Source organism: Moraxella sp. K127, assembly GCF_015223095.1.
Classification (GTDB): domain Bacteria; phylum Pseudomonadota; class Gammaproteobacteria; order Pseudomonadales; family Moraxellaceae; genus Moraxella.
Window position 1 is genome coordinate 1 of sequence record NZ_JADFBZ010000007.1, and the last position, 20,998, is coordinate 20,998.

The 20,998-nt window shown below is 45.9% G+C and carries 18 protein-coding genes; 8 read left to right on the top strand and 10 right to left on the bottom strand.

Annotated features, from left to right (window positions below):
- Positions 1-311: 311 nt before the first annotated feature.
- Together parC and IM753_RS02470 are read right to left on the bottom strand one after the other, a co-directional pair.
- Positions 312-2,546, bottom strand: coding sequence for a DNA topoisomerase IV subunit A (gene parC / locus IM753_RS02465; protein WP_194108578.1), 2,235 nt, complete (start codon positions 2,544-2,546; stop codon positions 312-314).
- Positions 2,547-2,706: 160 nt separating this feature from the next.
- A complete protein-coding gene (locus IM753_RS02470) occupies positions 2,707-2,862 on the bottom strand; it encodes a hypothetical protein (protein WP_194108579.1) in 156 nt (51 codons plus the stop codon).
- Positions 2,863-2,949: 87 nt separating this feature from the next.
- Here IM753_RS02470 and IM753_RS02475 point away from each other — a divergent pair, with 87 nt between their 5' ends.
- Positions 2,950-3,276, top strand: coding sequence for a TraR/DksA family transcriptional regulator (locus IM753_RS02475; RefSeq protein ID WP_065256033.1), 327 nt, complete (start codon positions 2,950-2,952; stop codon positions 3,274-3,276).
- 41 nt (positions 3,277-3,317) lie between these two features.
- Positions 3,318-4,166, top strand: a complete 849-nt coding sequence (locus tag IM753_RS02480) for a transporter substrate-binding domain-containing protein (protein ID WP_194108580.1) — start codon at positions 3,318-3,320, stop codon at positions 4,164-4,166.
- Between the two features lie 115 nt (positions 4,167-4,281).
- Here the strand turns inward: IM753_RS02480 and IM753_RS02485 are convergent, their stop codons facing one another.
- The gene (locus IM753_RS02485) at positions 4,282-6,645 is read right to left on the bottom strand and encodes a RelA/SpoT family protein (protein ID WP_194108581.1); all 2,364 of its coding nucleotides are present in this window, start codon (positions 6,643-6,645) and stop codon (positions 4,282-4,284) included.
- 668 nt (positions 6,646-7,313) lie between these two features.
- On the bottom strand, positions 7,314-7,466 hold the full coding sequence (locus IM753_RS02490; RefSeq protein WP_156065109.1) for a hypothetical protein: 153 nt from the start codon (positions 7,464-7,466) through the stop codon (positions 7,314-7,316).
- 245 nt (positions 7,467-7,711) lie between these two features.
- On the opposite strand from IM753_RS02490, the gene IM753_RS02495 reads away from it, so the two are divergent.
- Positions 7,712-9,583, top strand: a complete 1,872-nt coding sequence (locus IM753_RS02495) for a DEAD/DEAH box helicase (protein ID WP_227713053.1) — start codon at positions 7,712-7,714, stop codon at positions 9,581-9,583.
- A 96-nt stretch (positions 9,584-9,679) separates the two neighbouring features.
- Here the strand turns inward: IM753_RS02495 and IM753_RS02500 are convergent, their stop codons facing one another.
- On the bottom strand, positions 9,680-10,177 hold the full coding sequence (locus IM753_RS02500; protein ID WP_065256030.1) for a pyridoxamine 5'-phosphate oxidase family protein: 498 nt from the start codon (positions 10,175-10,177) through the stop codon (positions 9,680-9,682).
- 71 nt (positions 10,178-10,248) lie between these two features.
- Here IM753_RS02500 and IM753_RS13190 point away from each other — a divergent pair, with 71 nt between their 5' ends.
- Positions 10,249-10,371 carry a hypothetical protein gene (locus IM753_RS13190; RefSeq protein WP_255518623.1) on the top strand — a complete coding sequence of 41 codons (123 nt, stop codon included), beginning with the start codon at positions 10,249-10,251 and terminating at the stop codon, positions 10,369-10,371.
- A 283-nt stretch (positions 10,372-10,654) separates the two neighbouring features.
- On the opposite strand, the gene IM753_RS02505 is transcribed toward IM753_RS13190, so the two are convergent.
- From IM753_RS02505 to pheS, 5 genes are all read right to left on the bottom strand, one after another.
- Positions 10,655-10,942: an integration host factor subunit alpha gene (locus tag IM753_RS02505; RefSeq protein ID WP_062500822.1), complete on the bottom strand. Its 288-nt coding sequence runs from the start codon at positions 10,940-10,942 to the stop codon at positions 10,655-10,657.
- Positions 10,943-11,037: 95 nt separating this feature from the next.
- Positions 11,038-13,437, bottom strand: coding sequence for a phenylalanine--tRNA ligase subunit beta (gene pheT / locus IM753_RS02510; protein WP_065256029.1), 2,400 nt, complete (start codon positions 13,435-13,437; stop codon positions 11,038-11,040).
- Positions 13,438-13,449: 12 nt separating this feature from the next.
- Positions 13,450-13,833, bottom strand: coding sequence for a type II toxin-antitoxin system VapC family toxin (locus tag IM753_RS02515; RefSeq protein WP_065256028.1), 384 nt, complete (start codon positions 13,831-13,833; stop codon positions 13,450-13,452).
- Positions 13,833-14,081, bottom strand: a complete 249-nt coding sequence (locus tag IM753_RS02520; RefSeq protein ID WP_062500816.1) for a hypothetical protein — start codon at positions 14,079-14,081, stop codon at positions 13,833-13,835. The genes IM753_RS02515 and IM753_RS02520 overlap by 1 nt, the downstream gene beginning before the upstream one ends.
- 18 nt (positions 14,082-14,099) lie before the next feature.
- A complete protein-coding gene (gene pheS, locus IM753_RS02525) occupies positions 14,100-15,158 on the bottom strand; it encodes a phenylalanine--tRNA ligase subunit alpha (protein WP_065256027.1) in 1,059 nt (352 codons plus the stop codon).
- Between pheS and IM753_RS02530 the strand changes: the two genes are divergently transcribed.
- The 4 genes from IM753_RS02530 to IM753_RS02545 all read left to right on the top strand — a co-directional run bounded on the left by IM753_RS02530 (position 15,144) and on the right by IM753_RS02545 (position 20,840).
- Entirely contained in the window at positions 15,144-15,368 is a 225-nt protein-coding gene (locus IM753_RS02530; protein WP_065256026.1) for a hypothetical protein, read from the top strand. The genes pheS and IM753_RS02530 overlap by 15 nt on opposite strands.
- Positions 15,369-15,628: 260 nt before the next feature.
- Positions 15,629-16,858 carry a hypothetical protein gene (locus tag IM753_RS02535; RefSeq protein WP_065256025.1) on the top strand — a complete coding sequence of 410 codons (1,230 nt, stop codon included), beginning with the start codon at positions 15,629-15,631 and terminating at the stop codon, positions 16,856-16,858.
- A gap of 17 nt (positions 16,859-16,875) precedes the next feature.
- Positions 16,876-18,171 (top strand): porin, encoded by a 1,296-nt coding sequence (locus IM753_RS02540; protein WP_194108583.1) that lies wholly within the window; start codon positions 16,876-16,878, stop codon positions 18,169-18,171.
- A 92-nt stretch (positions 18,172-18,263) separates the two neighbouring features.
- Entirely contained in the window at positions 18,264-20,840 is a 2,577-nt protein-coding gene (locus IM753_RS02545) for a prolyl oligopeptidase family serine peptidase (protein ID WP_172823638.1), read from the top strand.
- Positions 20,841-20,998 lie beyond the last annotated feature (158 nt).

Below are 20,998 nucleotides of genomic sequence, written 5' to 3' on the forward strand. Positions count from 1 at the left end.
TGGTAGGCGTAGGGTACATACCACGCACTTTTTTTATACAATAAAACAACCTAAATTTGATAATTTCACAAGGGCGAATATCATTCGCCCCTGCACGTTCAAATTTTAAAATATATCTTTATTGGGTTCTGGTTCAAAAAGTATGCTACAAGGAAAACCGTTCGTGGTGAGCTTGTCGAACCATAACGGTTTTCCTGCCCTTCGACAGGCTCAGGGTGAACGGAAAACCTAGTTCAGCATACTTTTTAGACTACTACCCTTTATTGAATATCTTTCATTTAAAAGCGTGTGATACACACCCCACAAAATGCCTAATTCTCCACTTTTTCTGCTTTTTCCACACGCTCCACGCCTATCCCCACCACACTCAAAAACCCCTTTGGCAATGCTCCGCCACGCCCTGCACGTTTGCCCTGATAGCTTGCCCAGTCGGCAGGTTTTAGGGTAAGTGTACGCTTATTGGTGCGAATGATGAGATTGTCCGTGTCAGCTAAGGCACACACTGCCACCAGCGTTTCGTTGTCTTTTAGGCTCATGAGTTTGTTGCCCTTGCCCTTTGCCAGTACGGGCAATTCATCACGGTTAAAGATAAGCAGATTTCCGCCACTACTCACCACCGCAATGTGCGTGGCGTTGTCCACAGGGGCAAATGGCAACAGGGTCGCCTCGCCCAGATTGACCACCGCTTTACCTGCTTTTTGGGCGGTGTCTAGCCCTTTGGTGTCGGTGATAAAGCCATAGCCTTGACTGCTGGCTAGGATAATGGGATAACTGCCAAATAGGGCTTGCTCAATTTTTACGCCATTTACCAAATTAAGCATACTGCTAATCGGCTCACCCTGCCCACGAGCGGACGGCAGACTTGCCGTGTCTAGCCCATAGCTACGCCCCATGTTGTCAAGCATGATGAGTCGCTCCCCCGTCTTGCCAAGGGCGTGCGTGGCGTACTCATCGCCTGTGCGAAAGTTTAGGGCGACAGGGTCAATCTCATGCCCTTTTGCCATGCGAATCCAGCCTGCCTTTGAGATGATGACAGTTACGCTCTCGCTCGGGGTCAGCTCGGACGCTTTGATGGCGACAGACTCTTCACGCTCCACGACAGGCGATTTGCGTTTATCGCCATGCGTTTTCATGTCGGCGGTTAGCTCGTCTATGAGTAGGTTTGTTAGGCTATCGGGGTTATTCATTTGCTCGGCAATGATAGCTCGCTCTTTTTGTAATTCATCTTGTTCGGCATTGAGTTCAATCTCTTCTAATTTGGCTAATTGGCGAAGTTTGATGTCAAGAATGGCGTCCGCTTGGGTATCGGACAGCCCATAACGGCTCATCAAGACCGCCTTGGGGTCGTCTTCGGTGCGAATGATGTGAATGACTTCATCAATGTGCAAATATGCAATGAGCAAACCTGCCAAGATGTGCAAGCGTTTGTCAATCTTATCAAGGCGGTTCTGCAAACGTCTTAGCACCACACTACGGCGTGATGAGAGCCATTCGGATAGGATTTGTTTTAAATTTTTGACTTCGGGTTTGCCATTTAGCCCAATCATGTTCATATTGACCCGATAGGACGTTTCTAGGTCGGTCGTGGCAAACAGATGAGCCATGATTTTGTCAATCTCAACCTTGCCCCGCTTAAACTCAATGACAATGCGGCAAGCGTTCTCGTGGTCGGATTCGTCATTGATGTCATTGACCCACGGCAGTTTTTTGTCGGTCATGAGTTTGGCAATCTGCTCAATGATTTTTGAGCCTGAGACTTGATAGGGCAGAGCGTCTATGATGACGGTGTTTTTGTCTTGTTTATCAATGTGATAAGTTGCTCGCATTTTGTAATTGCCACGCCCTGTTTCGTACATTTTGACAAGTTCATCTTTTGGCGTGATAATCTCGGCAGATGTCGGCAAATCAGGGGCAAGCACCGTTTTGCATAGCTCGGCTGTGGTGATGTCGGGGTTTTTTAGGAGCTTGATACACGCCTTGACGGTCTCGGTGAGATTGTGGGGCGGAATGTCGGTCGCCATACCCACGGCAATGCCTGTGGTGCCGTTTAGTAAGATGTTTGGCAAGCGAGCAGGGAGCGTGGCAGGCTCGCTCATCGTGCCGTCAAAGTTGGGGATAAAATCCACCGTACCTTCGCCAAGCTCGGACAACAGGGTGCTGGCGTAATTGCTCATCTTGGCTTCGGTATATCGCATGGCGGCAAAGGATTTGGGGTCGTCAGGACTGCCCCAGTTGCCTTGCCCCATGACAAGCGGATAGCGATAACTAAACGGCTGTGCCATAAGCACCATGGCTTCATAGCACGCTGTATCGCCGTGGGGGTGGTATTTGCCAAGCACGTCGCCCACGGTGCGGGCGGACTTTTTGGGCTTAGCGGTATGGCGAAGTCCTAACTCATTCATGGCGTAGATGATACGTCTTTGAACGGGCTTTAAGCCGTCAGCGATGTGCGGTAAGGCTCTGTCCATGATGACGTACATGGCGTAATTTAGGTAGGCAGATTCGGTAAATTCGGCAATGGAGCGGGTGTCAAAATCGGTTTTCATGGTGTGGTGTCAATAAAAAATTTGGGGTATTGTAGCAAACTTAATAAAAAATGGCTATTTGTCAGGAGGCTAAAAATATCCCTACCCAACACCCTAAATTTGTGCTAATCTAATAGGGCGTGCCTACCCTTTATAACACTATTTACAATATAGAAATATTTTAGAAAAAACTAATCGTTTTTGCATGAAAAATGGCTAAATCTTGTTTTTCATCGTCAAAAGCTCGTTTGATAGAATGGCTATCAAACTTCACTTTTTCCTTGAAAAACGGGCGATTTTTCTCATTTTTCCTTGAAAAACGGGCGATTTTTCTCATTTTTCATTGCAAATACAAAAGGCAGGCACGCCCTACCCAAATCCCTTATTTTATTAAGCCATTAGGTTTTATTAGCCATTAGGAGCTATCATGGACATCAACAAACACAAAGCCGATTTGCTTGCCCTAAAAGCAGAGTATGAATACCGCATTGACAAAATTACCAACCACCTAGAACACCCCCAAGATGAGCTAGGACATCATTGGGATGACCAAGCTGTTGCCGCCCAAGAGAATGATATGCGTAAAAATTTGCTCATCGAAGCCCAAGAAAACCTTGCCAAAGTCAATGTCGCTTTGTCTCGCATTGAAAACGACTTGTATGGCGAATGCAGTGAGTGCGGTGAAGAGATAGAAGAAGGGCGACTGGATGCGGTACCATATGCCACAGAGTGTATCAAGCACGCTAAGTAAACATATTGCTATTTTTTATTTTTTACTCCAAGGACGTTATTATGAGAAAATCTTATCTTTTTGCCCTGCCGATGGCAATTGGCTTGTTCGGCTGTAATCAGCAAGCTCCCACTCCTGAACCAAAACCTGCTGACAGTGCCACGACCAGTCAGTCCACGCCTGCCCCTGAGTCTGCCAATGACCTACCAGTGGACGCTCCTGTGGTACACGTGGCGATGACAGGCATTGATGAGCCGTTTACTTTTAAAGATGAAAAAGGTTCGCTCATAGGATTAGAGTATGACATCATGCAAGCGGTGGGTCAATCCCAAGGATTTAAGGTTGATCCGATTGTCATCTCTCCAAGCGACTTACTGTCAGGATTGGATGCCAAAAACTATGATTTGGTAATTGCGGTCATGGGTTATACTGATGAGCGTGCGTCTAAATATGGTGTTTCTAAGTCTTATTTTTCAACACCATCAGCGATTATGCACATCAAACCTGAGCTGACCATTAACAGCTACAAGGATTTGGCAGGCATGAATGTGGCGGTTGGTAGCGGTTCATTCCACGAAAAAGACCTAAAAGAGATGGGAACAACCAAATCATTAGATACACTTGATAGTACTTATTTGATGTTCCAAGGCATGGTACAGGGCAAATATGATGCCATCGTCCAAGACCAAACCATACTCCAATATACCGCCACCAAATACCCTGATGTCAAAACCACCATCTCGCCTTATTATGCCGATGAAAAAGAAGGTAATGACGATGTTGTCATGATTATGCACAAAGACAACACCGAACTGCTTGAAAAAATCAATCAAGGCATTGATGAGATTAAAGCCAATGGTAAGCTTGATGAGATTTCTCAAAAATGGCTGAACGCACCTGCACCAAAATGATTTGACAAGATTTTGGAAATCATCCATTAATTTTCCCAATCATCAAACAAAAAACGGTTCAATCGCATGAACCGTTTTTTATGGTCAAGTGTTTAGGGTAGGCACGCTCTAAATCTTAACCCACACTTCGCCTTGCCTTGACCACGCTTGGCTGTTGCTCGATTTTTGCAAGCAGACGAGACAAATGCTCAATGCCTGCCACTTCCACAAAGAATTTCATCTGAGCGTCCATGCCATCATCAAAGACTGTCTCGGCACGTTGGATATTGACTTTCTCACGGTCGATGACATTAAACAAATCCCTAAGCAGTCCGTCAGTGGCGTGAGCGTCCACGACCACACAGACAGGCTGATACCGCCCAAACTCCGCTTGCCAGTCGGCACAGACGACCCGCTCGGGCTCTTTTTGGGCGAGCCGTGACAGCTCCACGCAGTCGCTACTGTGGATACTGATCCCATTCATGAGCGTGATAAAGCCTGTGATGGGTTCGCCATGCACGGGGTTACAGCATTTGGCAAGGTGTATCTCGACATTGTCAAGCCCATGCACGTCAATCTTGTATTTGTTGGGGCGAGTTTGGGGTTTGGATTCGATGTGCGTTTCGCTGACATTGGGCGTGCTTAGGTTCAAGTCCTTGATGATTTTGCCTGAGATTTGGCTAACTCCAATCTCGCCCATGGTGATGGCAAGATACAGCTCATCTTCGCCCTTATAGTCCAGCTCTCGGCACAGCACACCAAGATCCACACCCGACACCGCCACGCTTAGTCGCTCTAACTCACGCAGTAGCAGGGCTTTGCCCGTTTCGATGTTTTTGTCACGGTCTTGTTTATTAAACCATTGACGTAGTTTGGATTTGGCACGATTGGTGTGGATGTAGCCGAGCGATGAGACAAGCCAGTCACGGTTCGGCTCACGGCTTGATTTGGTGATAATCTCCACTTGGTCGCCAGTTTTGGGCTGATGGGTCAGTGGCACATAACGCCCGTTTACCCTTGCCCCTTGGGCACGGTTGCCAACTTCGGTATGCACATAGTAGGCAAAGTCAAGCACGGTCGCCCCTTTGGGCAGCTCGGTGATGTCTCCGTCTCGGCTAAACACGTAGATTTGTTGGACGTTATCAAGGTTATCAAGCTCTATCTCGTCGCTCTCGCTTTTGTCTCCGCCTAAGAGCTGTCTTAGCGAGCTGATTTTGGCGGTGAGATAGTCATCTGTTTTGCCCTTTAAGCCCTCTTTATAATTGACGTGCGACGCCTTGCCAAGCTCCGCCTCAAAGTGCATGTCAAAGGTGCGAATCTGCACTTCTAGGGTACGGTTCTGGGCGATGACGACCGTGTGTAGCGACTTGTAGCCGTTGGGTTTGGGGTTGGTGATGTAGTCATCAAACTGCTCGGGGACGTGTCGCCACAGTCCATGCACCACGCCTAGGGTGTGATAGCATTCGGCGTTGGTGTTGACCAGTACTCGCAAGGCTCTGATGTCATAGAGTTGGTCAAAGGATAGGTTTTTCTTTATCATCTTGCGATAGATAGAGTAGATGTGTTTGACACGCCCTGAGACTTCGCATTTGATGCCGACCCGATTTAGCTCATCGGTGAGTGTTTGCTTGACTTCTTCGATGTAGCACTCACGCTCGCTCCGTTTTTGGGCAAGCAGACTGGCGATACGTTTGTACTCATCGGGGGCAAGATAGCGAAAGGCTAGGTCTTCTAACTCCCATTTTAGCTGAGCGATGGATAGGCGATGAGCCAATGGAGCGTAGATGGTCATGACCTCACGAGCCACTCGCTTTTGGCGGTCGGGTGTGGCAAAGGACAGCTCACGCATGGCAAAGGTACGCTCGGCAAGTTTGATGAGCACCGCCCGCACGTCATTGGTGGTGCTAATGAGCATGCTGTATATGGTGGATAGCTGTTCACGGTTGTTATTTTCAAAATAATCTTCAAGCCGTTTGTTGCCCTCTATCGCCTCAGACAGTCGCCCCATGGCAAGCGTGTCTTCGATGAGATGGGCGATGTCCGCCTCGAACTCATGAGCGATGGTGTCCATGCCAATCAGTTCACGCCGTACCGAGCGATAGAGCATGGCGGCGACCAGTGCGTTTTCATCTTGGAACAGATACGCCAAAATGTCCGCCATGCCAATGCCCGTCACATACGCTCCCGAGCGAGAGTTATGGGGTTTGGATGATTGTACTTGTACAAATTGGCAGGCTTTTTTGAGCAGGGGCAACTCATCTTTGCCGATACGTTGGGCGACATTAGATAGCCACTGGGCGACATCGATGTCCGTCTCGCTAATCTTGGCAGGCGTGTCGGTGGCGTGGCTGTGGTCGTGGGTGGTGGTGAGTTTTTGACTGTGAAGCTGTGCCTGAAAATCGGGGTGTAATTGGTCTGCCACAAGGCTTGCTGCTAGGCTTGCACTGTCGCCTGAGTCTTTGCCTGTCAGCAGGGGCAAGCTGTCTCGAATCTGTACCACGTCATGTCCTTTAATCTAAACTTTCAATCACTGTTTGATAAAATATATAGGCATTGTCATCAATCATGTCTTTGGGCGGATTTGTTGGGGTGGATTGTGATTTATCCTATCAACGCATTTATTTGAGCGTTGCGTTTCATCCTATACACCCAACCAACTTGATATCCACCATGGGTTTGTAGGGGTGTGCTGAGCATACCCTTTGATGGCATTACTACACAAGGCGTGCACAGCACGCCCCTACATCCAAACATTATTGTACTTGTAGTAATTTTAAAGTTTCTTGGGTGGATGTCCATGTTTTAAAAAACATCTTGCATTAAACAATGCCAATGATAAAACACTATTATTGCATTTTCGGGGCATTTTTAAAAGCCAAAAACCCCTAAAATTTACCAAAATTTCCTGCCTACTTTGCCAAAAACTGTGGTATAATGGTTCTCTTTGGTAAAATAATTTGCCAAAACATCGCTGAACCTGCTTATTTTCTATTCATATTATAATATATAATAAGCCACATCGTAGGCTAGGACGGTTTTGCCGTCAAATGTGTTTAAGAACGAGTTAAGTTCGTTTTATACTTCTGGGCGTTTGGATATTTCATCATTACGTTTAATGATAAATATATCAGAAAAATGCAAATTGCCATTGTTTATTTTTTAATACAATTAAAATGGCACGTCTAAAATGACTTCTGTGTACTTCTTATCATCATGATTGCTGATTTTGTCAAGATTGGTTTTGATTATAAAACCAATGGCAAACTGTTGGCAGTATGAATTGTCTTCGGTGTTTTTGTAAAACATGATTGGGTTTGGCAAGGGTTATCCTTTGCCATTTAGATGACTTTTTAAGATACTTCTTTCTCAATTTAACATGGTAACTTATTGATTGTCCCATAATTATTTTTTGGGTGTAGGGGCGAATTGCAATTCGCCTTTGATAAATCAATCACTTATACAAGTTGAGATTGGGGTTTAAGATTTTTTTAAATAGACATTTTAAAAACCTAACCACGTTCGCCAAGCCAGCGATTATTATCAACATCATGACATCAAGGTTATTTATGACAACCCAACACCAACAAGATTTTGCCCCACAAAATGAGCAAACAGGCGAACAACCCACCGAGCAAAAAGAGCAAAACAGCTTAACGTTTGAGCAGTTGCAACTTGCCAAACCCATTTTAAAAGCCCTAACCAAATCAGGTTATACCACGCCCACGCCCATTCAGGCAGGGGCAATCCCCCACGCCATAGACGGACGTGATTTGCTATTGTCTGCCCAAACAGGCTCGGGCAAAACGGCGGCGTTTGTCCTGCCGATTTTGCACCAATTAGCCCAGCCAAAACCTGCCGAAAAATCCAGCGAGTTTAGCCAAAAATCACACAATCGCCACCAAAAGACCGCCATTAAAGTCCTGATACTGACCCCCACCCGAGAGCTTGCCATGCAGGTGCAGGACAACGTGCGTAAATACAGCAGTGAAATGCGTGGGATTTTTAGCGTGCCATTGGTTGGCGGAGCTCCGTATGGCGGACAGATTCGTGCCTTGCGTAAGGGCGTGCAGATTGTCATCGCCACCCCCGGTCGCTTGATTGACCACATGAATGACGGACGTGTGGATTTGTCCGAGCTTGACACGCTGATACTGGACGAAGCTGACCGTATGCTGGACATGGGTTTTGCCGATGACATTAAGACGATTTTGGAAGCCGCCCCAAGCGAACGCCAAACTGTGATGTCGTCAGCGACGTGGGACGGAGCGGTTGGTAAGATTGCCGAGAGCTTTACCGTGAATCCTGAGCGTGTCTCTATCAAAGTTGAGTCGGCTCATATCGATGAGAGCGTGTATTTTTGTGATGATTTTCACCACAAAAACAAGATTTTGATTGAACTTCTAAACAACCCCGAGATTAACCAAGCGGTGATTTTTACCGCCACCAAACGCAGTACCGAACAGCTTGCCGAGTCGCTCACCGAAGCAGGATTATCGGCTCGCTACCTGCACGGCGATTTGCCACAAGGCAAGCGTAACCGTATCATCAGCGATGTCAAGTCGGGCAAGTGTAACTTTTTGATTGCCACCGATGTCGCCGCTCGTGGCATTGACATCTCTGCCATTAGCCATGTGGTGAACTATGATTTACCCCGCCAAGTCGAAGACTATGTACACCGCATTGGTCGCTGTGGGCGAGCAGGGCGGACAGGGGTCGCCATGAACCTATGTAGCATGGACGACAGACGTCAGCTCGGACACATCAACCGCTATCTAAACCGTGAAATGAAAGAAGAAGTGGTTGCAGGACTAGAACCCAAACGTCCCGCCCCAAGTGCCAAAGACAAAGACGGCAGACGTGAAGGGCGTGGCAGACGTGGCGAGCGTTATGGTCGCTCGGGCGGTCGTGGTTTTGGGCGTGGCGAGAGAGCAGAGTTCGGCACTCGTTCAGGGCGGTCATCATTTGGCGGTCATGACAGACAGGCTTATGATAAGCAGGCTTATGACCGACAAGGCGACAGACCAAACCGTGAACGCCAATACCGCACAGAGCGATATGAGCGTGGCGAGAGCGGACGTGATGAGCGTTTTGCCAAGCCATACCAAGAGCGTTTTGGCGATAGAGACGACAGACGTACTCGCCAAGACAGAGACTATCGCCAAGATAAGTCCAAATCTTTTGGCTATGCCCGTGAAAACAGCCGTGAAAATAGGTACGAAAGTTATGCCCGTGAAAACAGCCGTGAATTTGGACAACGTGATAATACCTACAAAGGCGAGCGTGCATGGCGTGATGACAAACGCAAGGACAGCAGAGAGACGGCAAAATTTGGCGGTAGAGACGGCGTGAAAAAGCCCTACAAAAAACGAGCGGTCGAAGAAGTGTTCTTTGCCAAACGCCAAGAGAAAAAAGCCAAACGCAAATTTGGCGAGCTGTGATGTTTTTATTGCAAAAATGGACAAAAACCCATGTTTTGGCATGGGTTTTTGTTTTTGGGTTTAATGAACTGTTAAATTAATCTTAATAAATTCATCTTAAAAACGCACAGACGCATTCTCGCCCAAGCTATCGGCAACCTTACCGCCTGTAATGGCAGACGCTGTTAGTTTGAACATATTAACGACACTGTTGCCACTTAGCCAGTATTCTGCCCCATTGGGGACGACTTTGATGAGTTGTACATTGGCATCATCTTTGCCATTGGCAAAAAAGGCACTGTACGTGGGCGACCACAGCTCATCGAGTTTGGCAGGGTTGGCGACCAACTCGGCTTTGCCATTGATAGACAGATAGTCTTTGTTATTTTGGGCGGTGTAGGACAGATTGACCTGTGGGTTTGCCTTGATGTCGGCAACGGTTTGGGTGCTGGCGTCAGCGATGAACCAAATCTCTTTTTTAGCCAAATCAAACTCGCTGGTTGTCATGGGGCAGGCGTGCAAATGTCCGTCTGCGGTAACGGTTGTCATCATGGTAAATTTGATGTCTTTGACCAACTCGCCAATGGTGTCAATGTGGGTTTGGGTGTCGCTCATGGGATTGTCCTTATTTATCAATGAGTTAAAATTGCTTTATCACTAGGGCGTGCCTGCCGTTGGTATTTGCAATGAAAAATGAGAAAAATCGCACGTTTTTCAAGGAAAAAGTGAAGTTTGATAGTCGTTCTATCAAACAAGTTTTCGCCTTCGAGCCACAAGATTTAGCCATTTTTCATGCAAAAATTGATTGAAATTGTCAAGTTTTCATCTTATTTTATAAAGATGTTATCAATGATAGGCGCGCCCTAAATCGTGATGTCTTACTTTAACAAGTTCTGCCCCATTTACCAAGTAAATTTATGTACCGCTTTGTGTGCTTATGTAAGTTATGCCTTGGTTGTGTATAAGCAAATCATGCGTATGTGTGAACAAATCGCCATCTGCCCTATATAACACACCAAAAAGCCCCAATCATTGGGGCTTGGTTGGGGCGTATCCGCCTTTTATTTTTGCAAATTTTTAAAATTGACGCTGTTATTTCACATCAATTTGACGGCGAAACTTTTGCCCTGCCTTAAAGGTAACGACACGGCGAGCCTTGACAGGGATAACTTCCCCTGTTTTGGGGTTGCGACCGGGGCGGGACTTTTTGTCTTTTAATTCAAAGTTGCCAAAGCCTGAGAGCTTGACTTCTTTACCGTCCGCCAAACTTTGGCTAATCTCACTAAAAAAGGTATCCACCAATTTGCGAGCGTCTTGGCGAGTCATACGCAGGCGAATGGTCAAATGGTCTACCATGTCTGCTTTGGTTAAGGTTGCCATGTGTTATCCTTTTAAAATTAAATTAAAATCGGCATTGCTAATCAATGACTGTTTGGGTTAGGGCGAACCACATTCGCCCCTGATAAGTCAATACATCAGCTATCACGCAGTTGTGCTTGGTATTTGTCGGTCAATGCCACAATCACCCTATCCATAAGAGCCTTAATCTCATCATCAGACAGGGTACGAGTGGTGTCTTGTAAGGTCATGGCAAACGCCAATGATTTTTTGCCTTCGGGCAGTTTGTCGCCTTGATAGACATCAAACAAGGCAACGTCTGTCAAATGCTCGCCTGCCACATCACGCACGACATCTGCCACGTCTTGCCATGCCAAATCCTTATCCACGAAAAACGCCAAATCACGGCGAACGCTTGGGAATTTGCTTGGCAAGGCGACATCAAGGGCGGTGCAGTGCAGATTGATGAGTTTATCAAGCTCAAACTGAGCCACCCACACCGTCGGCAAATCTAAGGCGGTGCTGATACTGGGGTGCAACTGCCCAAAATAGCCAATCCGCTCACCACCCACCGACACATACGCACTTTGCCCTGAATGCAAAAACGCCAAATCTGCCCGCTCATAATGGGGCGTGGCGTGGCGTGGCAGTAGGCTCTCCACGTCCGCTTTTAGGTCAAAAAAGTCCACCGTACGCACGCCATGAATGCTGTCGGTTGCCCGTCCTGTGGCGATGATAGCAAGGCTTGGGATTTGCTCCAAACTTGCCACGTCTTTACCAACAAATGACAAACCCGTCTCAAACAGTCGTACGTCCGCTTGCTGGCGGTTTAGGTTGTGGCTCACGATAGGCAGTAGGCTAGACAGTAGCGTACGTCTCATGACCGCAAGCTCTGATGAGATTGGGTTGGCAAGGGGCAAAATCTCGCCCAATTTGTCATCGTGGAGCAGTTGTTCTAATTTGTCATCACAAAAGCTAAAACTCACCGCTTCAAAATAGCCCTGTTTGGCAAGGGTTAATTTAAGCGTATGGGTCAAATCTGCCGTATCGTCATAGCTCATGTCCACCGCAAACTGTGGCAGGCGTGGGGCGATGTTGTCATAGCCATACACACGGGCAATCTCTTCAATAATATCTTCGGATATGCTGATGTCAAAACGATGACTTGGGGGCTGGCAGACAAATGCCGTACCGTCAAACGTGGTATGGATTTCTAGGCGGTTTAATAAGTCGGTGATGTCATCGGCAGACAACGCCACGCCAAGCAGTTTTTCTACCTTGTCAAATGGCACACGCACAGGCTCACGTTTTGGCAAATCTGCCACGCTCTCTGCCATGGTGATTTGTCCGACTTGACCGTTTGCAATGGTTGCTATCAAGGTCGTGGCACGGTCAAGGGCGATTTTTGGTAAGTCAAAATCCACCCCACGCTCAAATCTGGCACTGGCATCGGTGTGCAAACCAAAGCGTCTGGCACGCCCTGCGATGTTTAGCTGATTAAAATGAGCCGATTCTAACACGATGTTGGTTGTGCTGTCCGACACCGCCGAGCGAGACCCACCCATAATCCCTGCCAGTGCAAGCACGCCCACGTCATCAGCGATAACAAGCTCATCACCTGTTAGGGTAATGGTTTGCTCGTTTAACAGTTCCACCGTTTCGCCTTGATTGGCAAGGCGTACCGTAATCGCTCCCACGATTTTATCAGCGTCAAATGCGTGCAGGGGCTGACCGAGTTCTAATAGGATAAAGTTGGTTACGTCCACCAAAAAATTATGGGTACGCAGACCGCTTGCCATAAGATTGTCTTTGAGCCATTTGGGGGTTTTTACGGTGCGGTCAATGCTACCGATGTACTGGGCAAGATAGCGTGGACAAGCGGTCGCATCCGCCACCTTGACATTTACCGTCTTATCCAATGTGGGGGCGGTTTGACTTATCTGTGGGCGGTTTAGGGGCAGGCGGTTTGCCACGCTCATCTCACGAGCCAAGCCAAGCACGCTTAGGCAGTCGCCACGGTTGGGCGTGATTGCCACATCAAAAATCTGTCCGTCAAGCCCCAAATAATCTCGTACATTGACACCAATCGGGGCATCATCGTCCAACTCCAAAAGCCCGTCTATCTCATCAATGAGACCAAGCTCGGACGCACCACAAAGCATACCTTGACTCTCCACGCCACGCAGTTTGCCTTTTTTGATTTTAAAGGGCTTGTCATCCTGACTTGTGCTTGGGGGCGGTAACTCTGCCCCGACTGTGGCAACCGCTACTTTTAGTCCTGCTCGTACATTACTTGCCCCGCAGACGATTTGTAGGGGGGTGTCGGTGCCAACATTGACGGTCGTTACGCTTAATTTGTCGGCATCGGGATGTTTGTCGCAGGTGATGACCTGTCCCACAACCACGCCACCAAACATGGGGGCGATAGGCTCCATGCCGTCCAATTCTAAGCCAAGCATGGTAAGCTGTTCGCCCAATTCGGCAGATGAATTAGTGGGATTGACCCATTGTCTAAGCCAGTTTTCGCTGATTTTCATAAGCTTCTCAAATTATTTAAATAGTTTTAAATTAGGGTATTGGGGAATGATTGTGTCTTCTGTGATTAAGGTAAAATTTTCACTCATGGCTTGGGCGATTATCAATCTGTCAAAAGGGTCTTTATGATATAAAGGCAAGTCTTGCACCAGTAAGCAATGCCCTGACAATACTGGTAATTCCAAATACTGATTTTCAATCAAATGCTGATAAAGCAATTTGACATCAACATCAAAACCTGCCTTACCCAACGCCTTTTTAATGGCAACTTCCCACAAATTGACTGTGCTAAAATACACTTTGACATTTTTATTTAAAAGCAAAGCCTTTAATCTTTCATCTAGCTTTTGAGGTTCTTGGGCAAGCCAAATGACGATATGAGTGTCTAATAAATACATCAGTCCACACCAAACAGTTTTGCCACTTCATCATCGCCCCAATGAATGTCATCAGGAACAGCCCCTTGTCCTTGCATAAAGCCAAAACGCTTTTCGCCTTTTTTATTTAGGTCGTAAGTTTGCGACTCATCAAATGCCAAATCATCAGGCAATAGCGTTACAATCAGGCGAGCATTTTGTACCTGTGGGGGTGTGTCTAGCCATTTTAATTGACCGTGTTCAATGACGGCTTGATAACTTTGCAACATGATTGCACTCCTTGTTGATTAAGCAAACTGCCCCAAAAATCTTACGTCATTTTGGAAAAAGACTCGCAAATCATCAATGCCATAATACAGCATGGCAAAACGCTCAATGCCTAGCCCAAAAGCAAAACCTGTATATTCATCAGGGTCAATGCCACAGTTACGCAAAACTTGGGGGTGTACCATGCCACAGCCTAACACTTCTAGCCATTTGCCACTGTCAGACAAAATATCCACTTCGGCGGACGGCTCGGTAAATGGGAAAAAGCTCGGACGAAAACGCACGGTCATCTCTTTGCCAAAAAACGCATTCAAAAATTCATGAATCACGCCCTTTAACTCGGCAAAATTAGATGATTTTGAAATCATCAAGCCTTCCATTTGATGAAACATGGGCGAGTGCGTCTGGTCGCTATCACAGCGATACACACGCCCAGGGCAGATGATACGCAGGGGCGGTTCGCTCTTTTCCATGGTGCGAATCTGCACCCCACTGGTGTGCGTGCGTAGCAGGTAGTGAGCGTCAAAATAAAAGGTGTCGTGCATGGCACGAGCAGGGTGGTGGTCGGGGATATTTAGGGCTTCAAAGTTGTAGTAGTCGCTCTCCACTTCGGGGCCTGTCGCCACGCTAAATCCTGCCTGTACAAAGAATTTTTTCATGCGTTCGGTGGTGAGCGTAATGGGGTGCAGACCGCCTGTGGGCTTGTGGCGGGCAGGGAGCGTGATGTCTATTTGCTCGGCAAGTAGTTTGGCGTTTAGTGCCTGTGCCGACAGCACCGCCCCACGCTCATCAAAGGCGGTGGCAATGCGGGTGCGAAGCTCGTGCAGGTATGCCCCATAGGTTTTTTTGCCGTCTGCGTCCAGTCCGCCCATTTGCTTAGATAGGGCGGTGATGGGGGATTTTTTGCCTTGCAATGCCCCTTTTAATTCTTGTAGTTGGGCGGTGTCGCAAGCCGTGCCAATCGCTTCGATGACCTGTTTGGCATAATCATCAAAATCATCACTGCTAATATCTGCTAGGGGTTTATCCAAATGCGATAGGGCAAGCACCACATCTAAGGGAGAATGAGTATCAGTCATGTTCGTTATCATCATGAATTTAAAAGAACTATTGTAAAAAATAATTATAAAAATGTAAACAAAAACCACGCCATTTTGGCAAAAACCGACAAATTATGGGTAAATATGACTGATTTTTTGGTTTTAAAAGACAATGGTGAGCATAAAATATTAACAAATAAGCCATTAGTCAGCCTAGACATGAAAGTGATTATTATTAACTTAGCTTAAATAATGTTGTTACATAAAATCATGACAAAAATGTGAAAAATTAATTTTTCCTACTTGACATTTTCAAAAATCAACATTATTCTACACAAACAAAGATTTTTGTATCATTTAGTTACATAACATAATATTTAGTTATGCATATGTATCACAAAATGTCATGTAGCCACCCAAGTCACTTCGACTAAGCGTTAGCCATTACAAATCTTTTGTGCTTTGTGACTTGGATGTTATTTTTTGGTGTTAAGGAGAACAAACTTTCTATGCACAAGCTAATCCACCCCTTTCATCCACTTGCCAGACAGCTTTGTTGGGTTGCTCCCATGTCTGTTTTGGCATTGTTTGCCATGCCAGCTTATGCAGTTACGTTGGAGATACCATCGGTCAAAGATGGTCTTAACCTTAGCATCTATGGCAGCATCAACCCAAATTTTAGTACCGAATCCAATAAGTTTAGCTACTCTTATGGTGACCCAGAGATTTTTGGCAATAAGGGCAGCATTGCTGATGTGCTTGTCAATCAAGACCGTAAAGACAGTGATGAACAGCTAAGATTAAATGGTCTTGATTCAGGTTCGATTAACTTTTATCTTAGACAAAGACTGACCCCAAAAATTACCGCCAACAGTTCCATCTTAATAGAAGCTTCTAAAAGTTACAGCAGTAACTGGGGTGCTTATTGGGGTGTTGGCTTTGATTTTGGTTCTTTTGGTGAACAAGGCAGACTTACTGTTGGCAGTTATCACAATGGACTTGATGTCAGCCAGACAGATTTATACATGCTAAACACCTTAAATGATGGTGGTACCAACATTAATGCCAAATATACAGGCATTCCCAATCTAACTTTATCCGCCTATCACATGCTTACTCAATCAGCAGATATTAATAATCATGATGATTATGACAAAGGATGGCATCACAGCGATGGGGTGTCTGCCAAATATGACTTTGACTTCGCCCCACGCAAGACACTGACATTGACAGGGGGTTATGGTCGCAGTCAGGGGGATAATGATACATTAAATGCTTATAATACCAAAAAGGCAGATGCTTATCTGCTGGGTGTTGGCTTTGGTCATAATGATTGGACGGTTGGGATAGACTATGGCGAGCGTGAAGAGACATACAACGGTGCCATCACCCGTGGTGTGGATAAAAAAGTCTATGGTGCCAAAGTGGACTATGAATTCACCCTACGCCTAAAAGGCACGCTAAGCTATGGACACAGCCATTCTAAAAATAATACACCCATACCTTTTGCAAGAATGGTGAATTTTGGTAGGTTAGAACCTTATTCTGGGGTAGAGGCATTATTTTTTGATAAAGTCAAGCAGAACCGATACGGAGCGACCTTGGAATACAAACTGTATCAAAACATTACCCTAAACGGTTCGCTGACCAATTTAAAGACCGTAAACCATGTCAGCGAAGGTGAATTTAGCCGCCGTGAACAGCTCACCGCCAACATTGGGGCGTCATTCTCATTTTAATCAGTTAAAGGACTTTTATGAAAACAGCTCAATCTTTTAAATTAACCAAAATCGCCCTAATGACAGGCGTCATGCTAATGGCAACCAGCACTCAGGCAGTTTATAATCTTTATAAAAAAGACGGTCTGTCTTTGGACATCGGTGGGCAGATTGACATGCAAGCGACCAAGCAGGATAAACAATTTGTGCTACAAAGTCCGATGTCAGATGCTTATTTTGATAAGACAAATAATTGGCTTTGGTCTGATATCACACCAAAAGGCACAAAGCTTTCTGTTACGGATAAAAAACCACGCCTAGGACAAAACCACGGCGTATCCTATGTGGATTTTCGTGGTTCACAAGAGTTGCCAAATGACTGGCGAGTGACGGGCAATGTTGGCTTTGGGTATAGTAATGGGCGTGATTTTTATCTGTCTAATTCTAGCCTGTCTTTTGACAAACGTCATCTGGGGGCGATTAGCTTAGGTCGCCAATATCTGCACACCAACTACGTCAATCGTACCGGCACAGATACACCACTAGATATTTTTAGCAGTAGTGCGGTGCGTTTGGACTATTATGGTGTCAAAGGACTGCAAACCAGTGCTTATTATAGTTTTGCAGGCTATAACGATGTGACCAAAGAAAATAACACCGAAGTGGATTTAGGTTATGGTGTGTCAGCAAGTTATCGCTTGCCCATCGCCCACAGTCAAAGCCTAAGAGTGGCGGCAGGTTATACACACAGTGCTTATAATCCTGTAAGTAATATTGTTCTAGAAGAGCGAATTGCCAACAAAAACACCCTAAACCGCTATCCACAAAAGGTTGATGGTGTGGCGGCATCACTAGAATATCAAGCAGGTAAATTCTTGGTAGCGGCGGATATTGGTCGCAAAAAAGAGGACATGTCAGACAGTCGTAACACACCTTTGGATGAACGCAACACCGATTATTTGGGAGCTAAGATTGCCTATGATATTAACCCTGTTTTGCAGGTGAGTGCAGGTTATGGCACTAAAAAAGCTAAGACGAATTTGAAAAAGGGTGCATTAGCACTCACCAATGATGCAGACGCTTTACGTGAAATCTATCAAGGCGGTAACCCAAACGATTTGGCAAAGTATTCTTATGTAGGGGCAGGCGAGCGATATCTGTATGATAAAGCCGACACCAAAGAAGCGTATGTGCAGATGGACTATCGCATCCGTCCTAATGTCCGTGTTTATGGTCGTTATGACAGCGAAGAGACAATTTATAAAGTTGATGGTAAGGATGCTGGCAAATTGACCGATGATAATGTGCGTGTGGGCATGGTATTTACGTTCTGATACCACGCCAAAAACCCTAGGGCGGGCGATTGCTTGCCCTTGATGGGTGCATGTGTAGGCTGATTTGCATGGCAAAAATTAAGGAGTTGCCCATGATAAAATTAAAACTCACCACGCTGTCATTGGCGGTGCTGTCATGTGTGTGTATGACACAGACACATGCCAATAACGATACTAACAGCAATAAACCAAACTACCCAAAAACTCGGGTGCATCAAGACAGTTATGACCCCTTTTTGTATGGTGAATTTGGCATCTCTGCCAATAGTGCAGGCATAAAAAATGCCCAATACACAAATAATCAGCACGCCCCAGATGATGGCATTGACCATTATCCTACCGCCACTTATGTGGATGAATACCGCTGGTTAGAAGAGTATGATAATATTGATGCGTATGTTGCCAAAGAGACAGATACTGACCGTGAACGCAACTTCATTGGTACTCGTTTTGAAGATGACAGACCATCGGTAGCCAGAACCACCAAATATCTACAAACCGTGCAACCTAAGGCATCCAGTGAGGTAAATGATTGGGTTGATGAGCAAAATGAGTTAACCGAAGCATACATTCAAAACTCTGCCATCTATGAGCAACTAAAAATAAACCACGATGCTCTAAAAGATGTTGAGCATACCATGAGTCGTTTTTATCGGGATAAGGTTGGTGAGATTCGCCATTATCGCCATGTTGATGGTTTTAGTCGCATTGAGCGTATTGACCCAGATGGCACCCGTACCGAGCTGGTTAATCAGGCAAACATCTCCCCAGATGGCAGTGCTGCCATTCGTAGTGTCAAGGTCAGTAAAGACGGCTCTTATGTGTCATTTTTTGTGCGTCAAGGTTCCGCTGATATTGATCCCACCTTTTTGCATGTGGTAGACACTCACACAGGCAAACTTGCCACACCCATCATCAAAGGTATTAGGCGAGATGCCTTGGCATCTACATGGCTAGATGATGATACGTTATTTTATGTGGGCAGTGTGCCACAGCTTGCGGTCTATCGTCGTGATATTGGTAAAGAGCGTTTTCATGACCCCATCGAAACCAACTCAAACCAAGTGGGCGGTGGTGCGATTACCAGTATCTATTTTGATGGCGATGATGACCGTTATTTGGTTATGGATGGCATGTACTGGGGAGCAACAATGGCTTACATCAAAGACCGCAAGACGGGCGATGTGTATCGTCTGCATGACAATAAATTCTTTGATAAAGCCGTTAGGTACAATCCAGCTTTTAATAATAACATCTTGGCACAGCTGATACATTTTGACCCAGAGACCCGTGATGTGTGGTTTATTAGCGGGGAGAATGACCGTAGGGGCGAGCTGATTAAGAGTAATCTTGACAATCTAAAAAAGCGTGAAGTGGTGGTTAGTATTCCGCAGGATTTGGATTTGATGCGTGATGCGTATTATCACGAAGAAGGTAGTGGCTATTTCTTGGTAACTTATCTAAAAGATGGGGTAAGTCGCCTTAAACTGGTGGATGCAACCACAGGTGTCTTTTTAAAAGATTTGACGCCACCACAGGGAGCGGGCTTTATCTCTGAGCTGACTGGTAATTTGGTGAACAAAGAACAGACCGATTCCAACCACGAAGTGGACGAAAATGACGCTGAATCCAACGAAAACTATGTGCAGTTTCGTTTTGAAAACCCAACTTTCCCGCCCACAGATTATAAGTACAGCATTGCCAAAGATGAGTTTTTGGATATTCGTCGCTTTGACCTAGCACCATTTGATGAGACGCAGTACGAAAGCAAAGTGGTGTTTTATACATCTTATGATGGTACACAGGTGCCGATGAATATTAGCTACAAAAAAGGCATTACCTTAGATGGTAAGAACCCGACATTATTATACGGTTATGGTGGTTATGGTGTCATCTATGACCAAACCTTTGGCTTTCCTGCCAATACCGCATGGCTAGAAAATGGTGGTGTTTGGGCTCATGCCTTTATTCGTGGTGGTGGTGAATATGGACAAGAATGGCAAGATGCCGCTAAGCATACCAAACGCTTGACAGGTTATGATGACTTTGCCGCTGCTGCTGACTATCTAAATCAAGCAGGCTATGCCAATCCTGACCATCTAGGCATTATTGGTGGGTCTAACGGTGGTCTTTTGGTGGGGGCGGCGATGGTGCGTCATCCAGAGAAGTATCGTGTGGCATTCCCACAAGTGGCAGTGCTTGACCAATTACGCCAAGCGGACATGGGTATTACTCAGTATTGGATGGAAGAGTATGGCGTGCCATCAGAAGGTCGTCGTGTTTATGATGTTTTGATGAGTTATTCTCCTTATCACAACCTAAACGCAGGTACTTGTTACCCATCTACCTTGGTGCAGACATCCAAGCGAGATGACCGTGTGGTGCCGTCGCATTCTTATAAGTTTGTTGCGCGTTTTCAAGAGATAGAAAGCTGTGGTCGTCCCGCACTGCTTCATGCTGCCGAAAACCAAGGACATAGTCCAAATACCTATAATGAGCGAAAAGAAGACGAGCTTATGACGATTGCTTTTGCGTTCCAAGAGATGGGCGTGACAGACATACCAAATCTAGAAGTGCGACCTACGACCGATGAGATGAAGACAGACAAATGGCGAGCCGAAGATGAAGCCAAGCGTCAAAAACGTCTCAAGGAACGCTCTGTTCAGTAATTGTAAATAGCAACAAAAACTCAGCTTGGTCTGGGTTTTTGTTTTTTGGCGACCAATTTTTAGATGGTAATAACTCATCATGCACCACAACTGGCAATCTAAATTATTTGTTAAATATTCCTATTTTCATTGATTTATCAAGAATTTTTGGTTAAAAT